Annotated in this window: 12 protein-coding genes; 8 read left to right on the top strand and 4 right to left on the bottom strand. The window is 51.4% G+C overall.

Annotated elements, in window-relative coordinates; genetic code table 11:
• A complete protein-coding gene (locus H6G00_RS24195) occupies nt 1-783 on the bottom strand; it encodes a Uma2 family endonuclease (protein WP_190798685.1) in 783 nt (260 codons plus the stop codon).
• A 281-nt stretch (nt 784-1,064) separates the two neighbouring features.
• On the opposite strand from H6G00_RS24195, the gene H6G00_RS24190 reads away from it, so the two are divergent.
• The 3 genes from H6G00_RS24190 (at nt 1,065) to H6G00_RS24180 (ending at nt 5,504) form a co-directional block, all read left to right on the top strand.
• On the top strand, nt 1,065-1,181 hold the full coding sequence (locus tag H6G00_RS24190) for a photosystem II reaction center protein I (RefSeq protein WP_190641487.1): 117 nt from the start codon (nt 1,065-1,067) through the stop codon (nt 1,179-1,181).
• A gap of 100 nt (nt 1,182-1,281) precedes the next feature.
• On the top strand, nt 1,282-4,440 hold the full coding sequence (locus H6G00_RS24185; RefSeq protein WP_190798684.1) for a DUF3769 domain-containing protein: 3,159 nt from the start codon (nt 1,282-1,284) through the stop codon (nt 4,438-4,440).
• An 83-nt stretch (nt 4,441-4,523) separates the two neighbouring features.
• Nucleotides 4,524-5,504, top strand: coding sequence for a hypothetical protein (locus H6G00_RS24180; RefSeq protein WP_190641489.1), 981 nt, complete (start codon nt 4,524-4,526; stop codon nt 5,502-5,504).
• Nucleotides 5,505-5,555: 51 nt separating this feature from the next.
• Here the strand turns inward: H6G00_RS24180 and H6G00_RS24175 are convergent, their stop codons facing one another.
• Entirely contained in the window at nt 5,556-6,080 is a 525-nt protein-coding gene (locus H6G00_RS24175; protein WP_190641490.1) for a phycobiliprotein lyase, read from the bottom strand.
• A 308-nt stretch (nt 6,081-6,388) separates the two neighbouring features.
• Between H6G00_RS24175 and hemE the strand changes: the two genes are divergently transcribed.
• Both hemE and H6G00_RS24165 read left to right on the top strand, forming a co-directional pair.
• A complete protein-coding gene (hemE, locus tag H6G00_RS24170; protein ID WP_190641491.1) occupies nt 6,389-7,453 on the top strand; it encodes a uroporphyrinogen decarboxylase in 1,065 nt (354 codons plus the stop codon).
• Nucleotides 7,454-7,609: 156 nt separating this feature from the next.
• Nucleotides 7,610-8,563: an NAD(P)-dependent oxidoreductase gene (locus H6G00_RS24165; RefSeq protein ID WP_190798683.1), complete on the top strand. Its 954-nt coding sequence runs from the start codon at nt 7,610-7,612 to the stop codon at nt 8,561-8,563.
• A gap of 105 nt (nt 8,564-8,668) precedes the next feature.
• Here the strand turns inward: H6G00_RS24165 and H6G00_RS24160 are convergent, their stop codons facing one another.
• Nucleotides 8,669-9,436: an RNA methyltransferase gene (locus tag H6G00_RS24160; protein WP_190798682.1), complete on the bottom strand. Its 768-nt coding sequence runs from the start codon at nt 9,434-9,436 to the stop codon at nt 8,669-8,671.
• A gap of 87 nt (nt 9,437-9,523) precedes the next feature.
• Between H6G00_RS24160 and H6G00_RS24155 the strand changes: the two genes are divergently transcribed.
• The 3 genes from H6G00_RS24155 (at nt 9,524) to H6G00_RS24145 (ending at nt 11,965) form a co-directional block, all read left to right on the top strand.
• Nucleotides 9,524-9,676: a DUF2256 domain-containing protein gene (locus H6G00_RS24155; protein WP_190641495.1), complete on the top strand. Its 153-nt coding sequence runs from the start codon at nt 9,524-9,526 to the stop codon at nt 9,674-9,676.
• Nucleotides 9,677-9,780: 104 nt separating this feature from the next.
• Nucleotides 9,781-10,734 carry an isoaspartyl peptidase/L-asparaginase gene (locus H6G00_RS24150; protein ID WP_190798681.1) on the top strand — a complete coding sequence of 318 codons (954 nt, stop codon included), beginning with the start codon at nt 9,781-9,783 and terminating at the stop codon, nt 10,732-10,734.
• Between the two features lie 37 nt (nt 10,735-10,771).
• Nucleotides 10,772-11,965 carry an ABC transporter permease gene (locus tag H6G00_RS24145; protein ID WP_190798680.1) on the top strand — a complete coding sequence of 398 codons (1,194 nt, stop codon included), beginning with the start codon at nt 10,772-10,774 and terminating at the stop codon, nt 11,963-11,965.
• On the opposite strand, the gene H6G00_RS24140 is transcribed toward H6G00_RS24145, so the two are convergent.
• Nucleotides 11,962-14,661, bottom strand: a complete 2,700-nt coding sequence (locus H6G00_RS24140) for an EAL domain-containing protein (RefSeq protein WP_190798679.1) — start codon at nt 14,659-14,661, stop codon at nt 11,962-11,964. The genes H6G00_RS24145 and H6G00_RS24140 overlap by 4 nt on opposite strands.
• Nucleotides 14,662-14,895 lie beyond the last annotated feature (234 nt).

The raw sequence follows: 14,895 nt of genomic DNA, 5'->3' as shown, positions 1-14,895 counted from the left end.
TTATATTTCATCTGGGTCAAACCCCAGCTCCCTTAACCTATTCGCTAAGCGGTCAGCGCGCTGTTTTTCTTGTTCAGCGCGTTGTTTTTCTTGTTCAGCGCGTTGTTTTTCCTGTTCGGCTCGCTCGTCGCCGTTCAACAGCAAATTGCCGTTGCTATCCCACCAGCGCAACCAGGGAAAGGTCTGATTAATGTACTGCCCCTGCCAAATTCCCAATTCCACACCCATCGGTGCAATGGGGAAATGCCCTCGCTCGTTGGGATCACAGCGTTGATAGTGATTGGCAATTAATTCGTAAACTTCAACTGAGGCTTTGTCTACTTCATAAATGGCGTAAAACGGCACTCGAATTGCCTGCTCATACACCCAGAATTTCCCAGCCTTCGTGGCATCGTCTGTGAAGGGCGAGGTCGTGTCTCTTTCCTCGGAGCCATCACCCGAAACAAACTCAATCACAATCAGGGGAGCAACAATTTCCTTCCACATCACGTAGGAGCGTCGCCTTTTTCCATCAAGCAGCGGTGGTACGTTTGGTACGTAAAACCAGTCAGGAGCCTCAGCACCCCGCTCTGGTGGCTCGGTCAGCCGCCAGTAGATGCCGCAGTCTTGACCAATAGTGTACTGTCCTGTTGGGTGAAGGGCATCAAGAATTGGGCGGATAGAATCAGTCAGCAGCAAACTCTGCGGATGCTCCTGGAAATTTTTCACAAATGTACCGTCGGTTTCCGGCAGTTGCGTATGGTCCGGAAGGGTAAGGGCCGGCTGAGATGAGGCGATCGTCATCGGAACATCCTGTCGATCGAAGTGTCCTGATCCTACCTTATCTCCCTAGACCGTCATCTTGGGGAACATCCAATTACCAGAACCCATCTGACTTAAGGTAGAGTGTATTGTTGCTGCCTTAAATGGCGATCGCTGTGCCCCTCAGTGATGCTTCAGCGAATTATCTCTCATCAAGCATTTAGGTCAAAATCTTCAGTCATCCGACAGCAATCCAAATGCTGTGTAAGAAAAAGGACACTGTTTCGATATTATAAGAAAGCCTATTGCTGGAGATGCTTCACATGCTGACTCTTAAAATCGCCGTTTACATCGTTGTTAGCTTCTTTATTGCGCTTTTTGTGTTTGGATTTTTGTCAAATGATCCCGCTCGTAACCCTAATCGTCGGGATTTAGAATAGACAGCCAAAACACTCCTTGCTCCCCCAGGCAATCAGTCTGCGCTGAGGACGGCTAAAGCGATGTATCCGGGCTGTCCGCATAAATTTGTCGTGCCAAAGTATGCCCTACCCGGTTCTGCCGCCTACTTCTCCGGTTATCGATCTGTCGCAACCAGAGGAAATTAGCCATCCTTTACCTTCTTCAACGGCTGTTTTGCCTGCGGAGCCTGCCCAACTCACTTCGGGCAGCGGTGTTGCTCCGGTTCCTACCCCACCCGAACGCTTTGCGCCAGAGCGCTCGCCCGCTTCAGTCGAGTGGTCAACCGTCTCAGATGCTGCCAATACTGGAGCATCTGATGCGGCTCTGTTAGGTGCTCCCGTTGAACTCAACCCACCGCAGTCAACCCTCTCAAGTCAGCAAGAGGCTGCGATCACCTACGGCGTTACTTCCGAAGACTTATTTTCTACAGCTTCGCCGTCTGCTTCACCTGCGGCGATCGCTCCATCGACTGCAACTAGAAGAGAAGCGGCTGCGAGTGCCGTATCCCCGTCCTCATCCCCAGCGATCGCTTCGCCAACCTTAGTAACCGAGCGCGAAGCGGCAGAAAGGGCTGCACCTTCTGCCTTGCCTGCAACCGTTCTCCCATCTATAGCAAGCGAGAGAGAAGCAGTTGCGAATGGAGCCTCTTCCGCTTTGCCTGCGATCGCTTCACAGGCAGGTGTCGGGGAAGTAGCTAGTGAAACAGTTGGGGATGAAAGCATTAGCAATTCGGTCGTGGCGGGAGCAACAGCCGCCGAGTCTCCTCTGTCCCTCTTCCAGCGGCAGATTTCATTCCGTTACTTGTCTGAATTGGCAGGGCGATCGCCTCAAAGAACTCGTTCTCCCATTCTCGAGTCGCTACGGCTAAATATCTTTGCTCAAGAAGCGGAATCAGAATTGGCTCAACTACCTGAGCTAGAACCTCAACCTTTGCCTCCGCTTGATTCAGCTCCATTGCCACCCGATGAATCGGGTGAACCCATCGACCCTGAATCACTACCCGATCGCTTGCCTGACTCAGATAGCACCCAGCCATCAGGGGAAACTTTAGTCATTCCCGATGAACTGCCTCCCCTTCCAGAATCGCCATCAGAAGAAGTGGAACTCGAAGAAGGTGAGCCGTCTGATTCACCTCAAATGAATGGAGAAGAGCAAGAACCCCCTGTAGATGGGGTCTCTCCTGATCAAATCCCTACGGATGGCGAGCCGTTTCTGCTCGACCCATCGGGCACCGGAGAAGTAATCGAACTTTCTGCCGATCGCCAGCGGTTTGACCAAATTCAGCAGGTATTTGTCGCCGAAGGCAGCGTTGAAATGCGCTTTCGCAGAGCCGTTTTAACCTCAGATCGACTACGGGTGAATTTGCTCAATCGCATTGCAGTCGCCGAAGGAAATGTCACCCTGGTTAGCGGACAGCAGGAGTTCAGGGGCGAACGTTTCGTCTACAACTTTGTTCAGGAGCGCGGCGACATCCTCAATGCCAGCGGTGAAATATTTCTGCCCTCAGCGGGTGACGACTTTTCGGCAACGTTGCCTACTGACGCCAGTGCTGGAGCGCAAGAGCCACTCAGAGGCGACTTGATCAGCGCTGAACAGCCCGAAGTTCAACCTGATGAAACAGGTGCTGTCACGGGCGTGGATGATTCTGGTGCGCTACCTGACGTTGACACTCAGCCCGATCTGGATAGCACACCCACTGTAGAAGACGAGGACGAAGACGAAATTCCAACCGATGCCTCAGATGCAATTAACTCTGAAGCCGATGAAGATTCTGATGCGCCTGTTAGCAGTCCAGGTGGGCTATCCGTAACTTTGGGTTCAGGAAATGCTAGGCGAGGTGGCACAGGCGGTGAAGTTCGGCGGATTCGATTTGAGGCAGATGAGGTGGAGTTTACGCCTGATGGTTGGGTTGCAACCAACGTTCGCATCACCAACGACCCATTCTCACCACCAGAGCTAGAGCTAAGGGCAGACACCGCTACCTTTACGCGGCTATCGCCAACTCGCAGTGAAATTCGAGCAAGGCGACCTCGGATTGTGTTTGATCAGGGGCTATCGATTCCTTATTTCCAAAATCGAGTCATTTTAGATGACCGAGAACGTCGTCCTGGACTAGTTCAGTTCGGCTTTGACGAAGAAGACCGGGGTGGCTTCTTTGTTGAAAGCAATTTTGAGTATGCCCTTAGTCCTCAGGTGGAGCTTTCGCTCAGACCGCAAATTTTGCTTCAGCGAGCCTACGATAACGGCTTCAACCTGACTGACCCCGCAAACTACGGGTTAATCGGCGAGTTAAATGTCCAGTTCAGCCCAACTACGGTTTTGCGAGGAAATGCCGTTTTTACCAGTCTCGATCTGGACGAATTGGAGACTCAGTTTCGCGGCAGCTTACGGCTACAGCAGCGGCTATTTAACCATACCCTGACCGCAGAATATAGCTATCGCGATCGCCTCTTCAATGGCTCTCTAGGTTTCCAGACTGTGCAGCGCAGTTTGGGCTTAGTGCTTACTTCACCTACTTATGAGTTGGGCAACACTGGCATTAATCTGAGCTATCAAACTGGTGTACAACTCATTAGCGCTAACACCGATCGCCGTAACTTGATCCTTGCCTCAGATGGCGGCAACCCAATTGAGCTAACTCGCTATCAGGCTGGCGTTGCCCTGCGGCGAGGCTTTTTGCTGTGGCAAGGCGAGCCGCTTCCCCCCACCGCAACAGAGGGGTTAAGATATACCCCCAACCCCGTTGTTCCCTACGTGAGCTTGGTGGCTGGTTTGAGGGGGGTGTTTAGCGCCTACAGCAATGGCGATACTCAGCAGGTTTACACCGCTAGCCTTGGAGTGCGTGGACAATTTGGGCATTTCTCTCGCCCATTCTTTGACTACACCGGGTTCAACCTGACCTATTCTCAAAATATTCGAGATGGAGAATCGCCCTTCCGATTTGACCGGGTTGTGGATGACCGGGTAATTTCGGGCGGCATTATTCAGCAGCTTTATGGGCCCTTCAGGGTTGGATTTCAAACTTCGCTCAGTTTAGATCGCGATCGCGAAATCCAGACGGAATACATTTTGGAATACAGCAGAAGAACCTATGCGATTACGCTACGAGTAAACCCACGACGAGAACAAGCCTCTCTCGGCTTGCGCATCAGCGACTTTAACTGGAATATTGATCCTGAACCCTTTGGTGGGGACGAATCAGGCACAGTAGACGGAGGTGTACGCCGCAGGAACGATTAAGTTTGTGGAAAAACAGACTAACGTTTAGGCTCGGCGGAATGATCAGAATTTTGTTAAAGTTTTGATTTGACTCTACCCTAGCGATGACAGAACTGGCGAGAGATGCTGCTATAGATGCTGCTGAGTTGTTGGCCCATTACAGTTTTGACCTGGGTGGCTTCACAATTGAGCGTCTAATTGACTATTGGCTGAGAGAATATCCGGCCAACTGGTTGCGGTCTGCGCTAGTAGAAGCGCTTTATCAGGGACGCTACAAAGCGGTGTCTGTAACCCAAATCTTGACGCTCTGGAAGAGGCGAGGACAGCCGCTCTATCACTTCAACCATGAGTTTGAGCGCATGGTTTGTGGGAGATTTCCAAAATCTTCGATCACCTCATCTGAACTGCCTGCTCCAACTCGCCCCTCCCCCCAAACTTCGAGCTTGAGTAACGATCGCCATTCTGCCGCAATCTTGCCGAGAAGCGCTGAGGTTTCAGAACTCCAGCTTTTTGAAGATGCGATCGCAGTAGGTGAAACGAGTGAAGCTAGTGTTACTGATGTAGAAAAAGAATCATCGGATGCAAGGGTAGACGACACGCCATCTAAGCAACCACCCGCGCAAGAAATACTGCGACCAGACACCAGCGATCGCCCCGTCCGTGCCCTCCTTCCTGCTGCTAAATCCCCCCTAGAGCCATCACGAACTTCCCTTCCTGAAGACGGCACTGTCGAAATGCCCTCAGCTACCCCTGAACCCTCAGCAACTTCTGCAACCCATGAATCTGTAGAAGCCAACCGTGAACATTCCACTTCTACCCCCACTCAATTACCTGGCTCAGAAGTCACAGAGTCTCCCATTCCAACGTTTAGACCCGTCAACGCTGGGTTAGACGCAACAGAATTGGTGCAATGGGCAGGCGATCGCGTTAGCAAACACCCCATTCACCAGTTTGTCCCCTCTACAGGCGTTTCCAACTTTTACACCAAGCTCAAAGCTGTTGTGCAAAGCAGAGATGACTACTTCACCGACCTTGCTCTAGCTGGAGATAGTATTTCCCTGCAGGAACAGCGGGAGCGGGAGTAGGGATGAGGGATTAAGGACGAAACTTGTCTCCTTGTCCCTCATCTTTCATTCTTAGCCCTGCCCGCCCATCCGGATTTCAGAGCAAAATGTAGCCATGCTAAAGCCGCCGAAACGCTTTAGGATGCTGGTTCTCAGACGTAGATTAGGGCTGGCGAACCAGAGGCGCTCTTCAGAGTACATTGATTCGTATTCAGTAATCAGCGTTAGGGAACCGTCGTCACCCATGACATACCGTCCGGCAACAGGTGCTTTCTCTGCGTAACCTGTATCTCTCAGCAATTTCCCTTCGTTGGGCTTATCTGGATCGGCAACAGGAACTAGAACGGTAGATCCTTCGTGCTTTTCCTTGTCCCATTCCATCGTGCCGTCCCAGGTGACTCGCGCACCGCAGAGCGCCAGAGTCGGCTCGACCTCATTTTGCTGGCACAGCTCAATTACTTCAGGTGCATCCTGGGGCAGCATTTCAATGCGAATGTCAGATTTGCCGCTCTCAGACTGCTTGAAAGCGAGATGATGACTGGTGCGCTGTGAAAACCATTTGCCAGCACTTTGCTGAAAAAATTCTGTAATATCCATGAAGTCGATGCAGTTGCTAACAGTTCTTAACGTTCACTCTAATACTCACTAGTTTAAGCTGAGTTGGCGTTAGTCATTTGTGACTCGCCTTTTGTCCTTTGTCATTTGTAAACCGCTATTGCGGCAAACAGCCCATGACCAATGACCCTTTGACACGCAGAATCGCTATATAATCTTAATCCTGGAATTGCTGAATCTAAGCGCATTTTTGTGTCTAAACTGTCAGCGTCTGAACACAAAGATTTATAGAAGTTAGCGATCGCCAAACCCTTGCTGTGAAGTCTGTAACTTTAAGAGAGAAACTTTAGATGGCTGGACTGACCCAGGTTCCTTATCTGCTGCGGGCTGCTCGTGGTGAAACGTTAGACCGTCCTCCTGTGTGGATGATGCGACAGGCAGGGCGCTACATGAAAGCCTATCGGGATTTGCGAGAAAAATATCCGTCGTTTCGACAGCGTTCTGAGATTCCAGAAGTGGCGATCGAGGTTTCATTGCAACCCTGGCGGGCATTCCAACCAGACGGAGTAATTCTGTTCTCTGACATCGTCACTCCCCTGCCCGGTCTGGGAATTGAGATGGACATTGCAGAAGGGAAAGGCCCGATTATCGAGCGCCCCATTCGTACTCAGGAACAGGTAGATGCGCTGCGACCGCTTGATCCGGCTGAGTCGATGCCGTTTATTCAAGAAATTTTGCAGGCACTGCGGCAGGAAGTGGGCAATCGTTCAACCGTGTTGGGGTTTGTGGGCGCGCCTTGGACGTTGGCAGCTTATGCGGTAGAAGGCAAAGGCTCAAAAACCTACTCGGTCATTAAGGGAATGGCCTTCTCTGACTCGGCAATTTTGCATCAGCTTTTGGCTAAATTGGCAGATGCGATCGCCGTCTACGCTCGTTACCAGATCGATAGTGGCGCACAGGTCGTGCAAATGTTCGATTCCTGGGCAGGTCAACTCAGCCCTCAAGATTATGAAACGTTTGCCCTGCCCTATCAGCAGCGCGTTTTCCGGCAGGTAAAGGAAACGCACCCCGATACGCCGTTGATTCTTTTGGTGAGTGGCAGCGCGGGCGTTTTGGAGCGGATGGGGCGTTCTGGAGCCGATATCATCAGTCTTGATTGGACGGTTGATATGGCAGAGGCTCGTCAGCGGTTGGGACGGCAGATGAAGGTGCAGGGCAACCTTGATCCTGGTGTGCTGTTTGGCTCACGCGAGTTCATTCGCGATCGCGTTCTCGACACGATTCGCAAGGCAGGCAACCAGGGGCACATTCTCAATCTGGGACACGGCATTTTGCCCGACACGCCAGAGGAAAATGCAGCTTTCTTCTTTGAAACTGCGAAACAGGCAGACCAACTGTTGGCGGTTCATGCCTAATGGCACTACACCGCTAAAATGATGCCAACCCTGTAAGGGCGCGGCATTCGGGAATAGATCCTGGGCAAAACTACAGGACCGTTGCCGAATGCCACGCCCTTACTCAATTGAATGCACCCTATTAGCGGTGCGCTGATACAAGATGGTTGCTTGATTATGACTGCGAAGCGAATTTTGGTAACGGGTGCTAGCGGCTGCATTGGTCATTACATTTGCGATCGCCTCATTCGAGAAACGTCTCATGATCTGTTTCTGCTGGTGAGAAATCCGCAAAAGCTGAAGTTTGACTACAATGCTCGTCCAGGAGTCACTATCCTTCAGGCTGACCTGCGAGAAATTGAGCAGTTTGCCGATTTGCTCAAAACCATCGATACCGCAATACTGACCGCGACTGCCTGGGGTGGCGCTCAGGAGGTGTATGACATCAACGTTTTGAAAACGCTGCGGCTGATGAATTTGCTTGACCCGGATGTGTGCCAGCAGGTGATTTACTTTTCTACCGCTAGCATTCTGGGTCGCCACAATCAGCTTTTGAAGGAAGCGGGACAGTTAGGCACAGACTACATCAAGTCCAAGCACAATTGTTTTCAGCAGTTGTCAAGGCTGGCGATCGCCCATCGTATCACCACCATTTTCCCTACGCTTGTCTTTGGTGGAGATGGTCAAAAGCCCTATTCTCACCTCACCTCCGGCTTACCTGAAGTGGCAAAGTGGATCAATCTGATCCGCTTCTTCAAAGCGGACGGCAGCTTTCACTTCTTGCATGGGGAAGATATTGCTCAGGTCGTGCTACACCTGATCGAACACCCGCCAGCACCAGGAGAATCGCGTCAACTAGTTTTGGGCAATCCTGCGATCACGGTCAATCAGGCTGTGGAGCAAGTCTGTCGCTATCTCAACAAACCCATCCTCCTGCGAGTTCCGCTCTCAGCTCGGTTAGCTGATCTGTTTATCGTCCTGTTTCGGATTCAGATGGAAGCTTGGGATCGGTTTTGCCTCAGCTATCGCCACTTTACTTACGAGAATCCGGTTAGTCCTGCTAGCTACGGTTTACCGACTTACTGTCCAACCATTGCTGATTTGTTGAAGGTTAGCGGTATCTCCAGGTAGGGCGATCGCTAATCGTAAGGGTGTTCGAATCTGCGATTTCTCCAAGAAGTCCCAGATCTGCGTGCCAACCAAGGCTGTGTTGGGTTTCGCTTTGCTTCACCCAACCTACAAATCTTTTTGCCCCAGTGCCCATTCCATTTGTCTGAGAATTCCTCTGAGCATAGTCACTTCCTCGGTTGAAAGCTCGGCTCGGTTAAACAGGCGGCGGAATTTTTCCATGCGGCTGGGGGCTGTGTGTGGGTAGAGGTAGCCGATTTTGAGCAGCAGGGTTTCGAGCTGTTGGTAGTAGCCTTCGAGCAGGTCGAGGGAAGGGGGGGTAGGGGCTGAGGGCTGGGGGCTAGGGGCTGGATGTTCGGAGAAGGTGAGGGCGGTTTGATGAAGTTCGTAGCAGCAGATAGCGACGGCTTGAGCCAAGTTAAGTGAGGGGTAGGTCGGACTGGAGGGAATGCGGACGAAGCGTTGGGCATAACTTAATTCGGCGTTGCTTAAGCCTCGATCTTCGGGGCCAAAAATTAGCGCCGATTCCATTGAGGTTGCGTTAGGATGGTTGGCTTCTAGCAGCCAGGGTAAGCCTACTTTGGGTGAGACGAGGGAGGCTTCAGGGCTGCGATCGCGTGAAGTAGTGGCGATCGCCCGCTGACATCCTTTCAATGCATCCGGTATGTTATCCACTCGCTGCGCCGTTTCCAACAAGTTCGCCGCATGGACTGCCATTAGTCGTGCTTCTTCCCCCAACCAGTCGCAGTGAGGATTTACCAGAACCATTTGGCTAAGCCCCATATTCTTCATCACCCGGGCAATTCCCCCCACATTCAGCGGCCCGGCTGGCTCCACCAGCACAATCCTCACCCCTGCTAATACTTGCTCAACCATCTAGGATATAAAAGTTAGATTTCCAAAGTCACGTCGCTACTCTCACCCTACACCCTAGCCCCCCGTCCCTAGCCTCTAGCCCCTTCTATGCCCCGCTCCAAATCAGACCTGCCCACCAAAATTTGCCCAGTTTGCGATCGCCCCTTCACTTGGCGCAAAAAATGGGAAGATTGCTGGGATGAAGTGAAATATTGCTCCGAGCGCTGCCGTCGTCGCCGCTCAACCGCCAAAGAGAACTAAATTAAGTTTTGAATTTTGGGAGTTGAATTGTGAGTTCAAGTTCCAACTCAAAGCTCAGAACTTAAAACTTAGAACTCAGAACTCAAAACTTCTAAAGGAATTTTATGTCAATCGCAGTGCAGCCCAAAATCATCATTCACGGTGGAGCCGGAAGCTCTCTCAAAAGCAAGGGAGGCGTTGAGTCGGTGCGCCAGTCGCTCCACAAAATTGTTGAAGAAATTTATCGACTGTTACTGGAGGGCATGAGTGCTCCATGTGCGGTTGTGCGGGGTTGTCAGTTGCTAGAAGACAATCCTCGCTTCAATGCAGGAACAGGCTCTGTGCTGCAATCTGACGGGCAGATTCGCATGAGTGCTGCCCTGATGGATGGCTTCAACCAGCGGTTTAGTGGCGTAATCAACGTCTCACGGGTCAAAAATCCAATCGAGCTAGCTTTAGCACTGCAGAGCTCGCCCGATCGCGTTCTATCTGACAACGGTGCGGCAAATCTACTGCGAGAGCTTCAGGTCCCTGACCACGATCCCCTCACTGAACTGCGTCTGCTGGAATGGATTCAGGAACGACGGGGCGACTTTAATAAAGAAATGGCTGGAGTTGTTGCCGAACGTGAATTAGTGACTGAAAGCAGTGCAGGACGGGGCACTATTGGCGTGGTTGTGTTAGATCAGCAGGGGCAGCTTGCAGTTGGCACTTCCACAGGCGGCAAGGGGTTCGAGCGAATTGGGCGAGTTAGCGACTCTGCCATGCCTGCGGGCAATTATGGAACTTCCCATGCAGCGGTGAGCTGTACGGGCATTGGCGAAGACATCATTGATGAATGCTTAGCTGCCCGAATTGTAGTGCGTGTCACCGATGGGCTAACGCTGCCAGCCGCGTTTGATCGCTCCTTTACAGAGGCTCAGCAAAATCAGCGAGATTTAGGCGCGATTGGTATCGACCAGAGTGGGGCGATCGCTTGGGGCAAAACTAGCGAAGTTTTGCTAGCGGCTTACCACAATGGCACCGAGATCGGTGACACCCTGGAATGGGACGACGGCTCTCTAACTGGCTGCGTCTAACCTATAATCAACATCAACTGTGGCGGGAAGGCAGCGTATGAACTGGTTGCAAAAACTCAGGAAAAACTCACTAGCCCAATTCGGCGCGATTGTGCTGCTGATTTTTTATGTAGTCGTGATAGCGGCAGAATTTGTTGCACCCTACGACCCTTATGCTTCGCAGGTTGACGGCTCTCTCCTGCCACCGACTCAAGTTTACTGGCGTACTCAAGAAGGACAATTTATTGGTCCACACGTTTACCCCACAACGCAGGGACCAGTAGATCTGGAGACGGGCGATCGCCAGCTATTTGTAGACTTTGAGCGTCCTTCTCCCCTGCGCCTGTTTGTACGTGGTTCAGAATATCGGATGCTGCAATTGCGGCTACCACTGCCAACTCGCTTCTCTTTAACTGATCCTGGATTTGAGGAAGTTCAACTTTTTCCTGGTATCCCTGGGAATCTGCACCTCTTTGGTGCAGCCGGGGACGGCACCATCAACCTGCTAGGCACCGATGAACAGGCGCGAGATCAGTTCAGTCGCTTGGTGCATGGCGGTCGCATTAGCCTCAGCATTGGTTTGGTTGGCATCGTTATCTCTTTTCCTTTGGGGATGTTGGTCGGCGGTATTTCTGGCTACTTTGGCGGAGCCACTGACGGCATACTGATGCGTTTCGTAGAAGTGTTGATGACGATCCCGTCGATCTATTTGCTGGTTGCCTTAGCTGCTGTATTGCCTGCTGGACTGACCAGTTCCCAGCGATTCTTGCTGATTGTGCTGATTACCTCGTTTGTCAGTTGGTCAGGGTTGGCACGGGTGGTTCGCGGTCAGGTGCTTTCTATTAAGGAGCGAGAATTTGTCCAGGCGGCTAAGGCAATGGGCGGGCGACCGCTCTACATCATCATTCGGCACGTCCTACCGCAAACTGCGACCTACATCATCATTTCTGCAACGCTGGCAATTCCCAGTTTCATTGTGGCGGAGGCCGTTCTTAGCTTGATTGGTCTGGGCATTCAGCAGCCTGATCCGTCATGGGGAAATATGTTGTCTCTAGCTACCAATGCCTCAATTTTGGTGCTGCAACCGTGGCTGGTCTGGTCGCCTGCAATTTTAATTGTATTGACCGTGCTGGCGTTTAACCTGCTAGGGGATGGTTTGCGAGACGCGCTTGATCCCCGAAACTTACACGGCACATCAAATATCAGCAGTACTGCCTCTGGAGAACTTGCTTCAGCTCCCGGAGATAGCTAGGCGACGTCCTCGTTTAAGCGTTGGGGATCAGTCTTGATCAGAATGCCAGCTTCTTCACTACTCAAAGGTTTCGCAAAAAAATAGCCTTGCCCATATTCGGCTTTCAGGGTTTTAAGTTGTGAAACTTGTTCAGCGGTTTCAATTCCTTCAGCAACCACATTCATGTTTAGGGTGTGAGCCAGCGTGACGATCGCTCGCACAATTTCAGATCCCTCGTCTTCTATGTCATCGGCTCCCATTCTGCCGACAAAGGACTGGTCAATTTTGACCGTATCAATCGGGAACTGATGCAAATAGCTTAGGGACGAATAGCCTGTGCCAAAGTCGTCAATCATCAGTTGCAGCCCCAGCGCCTTAAGCTGCTCCAGTAGAGCCGTTGCGGACTCAGTATTTTCCATAATGGCGCTTTCGGTAATCTCAATTTTCAGGCAGTGAGGTTCTATCTGATATTGCTGAAGTAACTGGCTGATTTGCTGAATCAGTTGGGGTTGGGCAAACTGCTTAGTCGAAAGATTCACGCTAACGGATAACGCTCTGCTGTGAGGAAACTGAAGCTGCCATTCCCGAAGTTGACGACACGCCTCCGCCAAAATCCACTGTCCTAGCGGGATCACCAAACCCGTATCTTCGGCAACCGGGATAAAATCACCGGGAGAAATCCAGCCACGCTCTGGGTGCTGCCAGCGAACCAACGCCTCAAACCCAATGATTTCGGAAGTTTCTAGCGAGACGATGGGCTGATAGCGCAGTTGAAATTCTTGACTGGTCAAACCTACTTGCAGGGTTGAAACGGCCCGTCTCAGGTCAGTCTCTAGCTGCAATAGAGCAACAGCGCGGGCGTGCATTGCTGCATCAAATATCTCGTGGCGAGCCCGCCCTAAAACTTTGGCGCGGTACATAGCGGTGTCTGCATTTCGCAGCAAGTCTTCAGGGCGATCGCCCCCCGATTCACTTAGAGCAATGCCAATGCTGACGGTAGTAAAGACCTCTTGCCCATTCAAATTGAATGGCAGCAAGAATTCTTGATGGATTCGCTCTGCCAGTTGAGTGCTGTCGGTGTGGCTCCTGATGTCTTCCATCAAAATTGTGAACTCGTCTCCTCCTAGCCGAGCGATTGTATCGCCGATGCGAAGGCAAGTTTGCAGACGTTGGGCGATCGCCACCAAAAGCTGATCCCCAACTACATGACCGAGGCTGTCATTGATCACCTTAAACCGATCGACATCTAGAAACAGCACCGCAAATCGGTAGCTCTGGGGGCGTCTAGTTCGCTCAATTGCTTGAGAGAGGCGATCGATAAACAAAGCGCGATTGGGTAGTCCTGTGAGCACGTCATGCAGGGCATCGTGCAAAAGCTGCTCTTCGGCTTGGCGGCGTTTGGTGATGTCAGTCTGCGATCCCGCCATGCGGCAGGCTTTGCCATTCTCATCTCGCACTGCCAGTCCTCGGTTCAGCAACCAGCGGTAGGAGCCGTCTCGATGCCGCATTCGGTACTCGCTCTCAAAGTGAACCGTTGACCCATCTAGATGAGCATTGAGTTGAGTTTTAACGCGATATAGGTCTTCCGAGTGAACTCGGCTGAACCATTCATCTAGAGTGTTGCCAATCTTTCCCTCCTCGTAGCCCAGCATTTCCCGCCAACGGGGAGAAAAGTAAATTTCGTTGGTTCTCAGATTCCAATCCCACAGCCCGTCGTTGGCACCGCGCACTGCCAGAGCGTAACGTTCCTGGCTTTCCCGCAGCGCTTCTTCAACCTTCATTCGGTCAGTAATGTCCAGCCCAACGAAGACGGCTGCCTGATCCTGAAAATATTTTTGGGCAACGACGATGTAATTGCGGATCGAGTCGCCAACTCGGGATGCAATTTCTACCGAGCTTTCCTTCACTGAACTGGCGATAAACTTCTGCACAAACTCGGCAAATCCGGGGCTGGATTCCATAAAACCCAATTCTCTGCCGACAAAATCTTCTGGGCGAACATTAAAAGTGGCCGCCAGGTAACGATTGATCCCTAAGTATTTGCAGTCTGAGCTAAACCAGGAAACGCAGCCAGGGACAGCATCCAGTACCGCCTGAAGCTGATCTTTTGCCTGTTGCAGGTCTGCCTCAGCTCGCTTGCGATCAGTGATGTTTCTGCCAAAAACGGCTACGCCTGTAATTTCCTCAGTATCCGTGATAATGGGGTTAAACGAGACTTCAATATATGCAGGGCTGTCGGGCAAATCAACATGTAGCTCAATAGCAAAGCGATCGCCCCTCAGTGCCCGGTCATAGTAGTCTATCCAGATGGCTTTTGCGGTGTCGGGTAGACAACTGATAATATTCATACCCAGCGCTAACTCGACCCCATAAACGATCTGAAACTGCTGCTTAAAGGTGGAGTTGAGCGTGACAATCTGATACTGGCGATCGACCGACCAGACCGCATCTTGCGTATTTTCGATCAGAGCTAGAAGATTTGCCTCTCGTTCCCTTAGCGCTTTTTCTACGGTCGTTTCCCGGATGCCTGATTCCTGAATGCTTGATTTCTGGATGGCTGCTTCTTGCACTGCTTCCGATGCAGATACTCTTGGCTGAATTGCCTCGGTTTCTAACCGTCTAGATGCTGAACTGGACGTTGGGCTATTAGACGTTTCGCCATTAAAAGGCTGTGGTGCCAAACTATCCTGTATTTCTGCAGCATCTACTGTAACCATGAGAAAGCAATCTCCGAAGCGGTGATTAAAAAATCCGGCAGATGCCTAGGGTACCCATAGCTCCAGGATAGACGGCGACTTATAGGCAGTAGAGTAAACTTCTGGCAAAGATTGAGAGCCAACCCATGAAAGAATGTTAATGCAGTTAATATTTATGAAGCGGAACTTGTGCAATGCCTGACCTGAGCAGACTAAGTTCTTGCGGCTGCTAAATTGACCGATCGCCTTTTCCTT

The organism is Leptolyngbya sp. FACHB-541 (assembly GCF_014695875.1).
GTDB lineage: Bacteria > Cyanobacteriota > Cyanobacteriia > Elainellales > Elainellaceae > JAAUTN01.
The sequence above is the reverse complement of the archived record's forward strand: the minus strand, read 5'-3'. Positions and strand labels throughout refer to the sequence as shown.

Excerpts from the sequence above, each read along its gene's own strand:
- H6G00_RS24195 (WP_190798685.1), bottom strand. The coding sequence starts at position 783 with ATGACGATCGCCTCATCTCAGCCGGCCCTTACCCTTCCGGACCATACG.
- H6G00_RS24190 (WP_190641487.1), top strand. The coding sequence starts at position 1,065 with ATGCTGACTCTTAAAATCGCCGTTTACATCGTTGTTAGCTTCTTTATT.
- H6G00_RS24185 (WP_190798684.1), top strand. The coding sequence starts at position 1,282 with ATGCCCTACCCGGTTCTGCCGCCTACTTCTCCGGTTATCGATCTGTCG.
- H6G00_RS24180 (WP_190641489.1), top strand. The coding sequence starts at position 4,524 with ATGACAGAACTGGCGAGAGATGCTGCTATAGATGCTGCTGAGTTGTTG.
- H6G00_RS24175 (WP_190641490.1), bottom strand. The coding sequence starts at position 6,080 with ATGGATATTACAGAATTTTTTCAGCAAAGTGCTGGCAAATGGTTTTCA.
- hemE (WP_190641491.1), top strand. The coding sequence starts at position 6,389 with ATGGCTGGACTGACCCAGGTTCCTTATCTGCTGCGGGCTGCTCGTGGT.
- H6G00_RS24165 (WP_190798683.1), top strand. The coding sequence starts at position 7,610 with ATGACTGCGAAGCGAATTTTGGTAACGGGTGCTAGCGGCTGCATTGGT.
- H6G00_RS24160 (WP_190798682.1), bottom strand. The coding sequence starts at position 9,436 with ATGGTTGAGCAAGTATTAGCAGGGGTGAGGATTGTGCTGGTGGAGCCA.
- H6G00_RS24155 (WP_190641495.1), top strand. The coding sequence starts at position 9,524 with ATGCCCCGCTCCAAATCAGACCTGCCCACCAAAATTTGCCCAGTTTGC.
- H6G00_RS24150 (WP_190798681.1), top strand. The coding sequence starts at position 9,781 with ATGTCAATCGCAGTGCAGCCCAAAATCATCATTCACGGTGGAGCCGGA.
- H6G00_RS24145 (WP_190798680.1), top strand. The coding sequence starts at position 10,772 with ATGAACTGGTTGCAAAAACTCAGGAAAAACTCACTAGCCCAATTCGGC.
- H6G00_RS24140 (WP_190798679.1), bottom strand. The coding sequence starts at position 14,661 with ATGGTTACAGTAGATGCTGCAGAAATACAGGATAGTTTGGCACCACAG.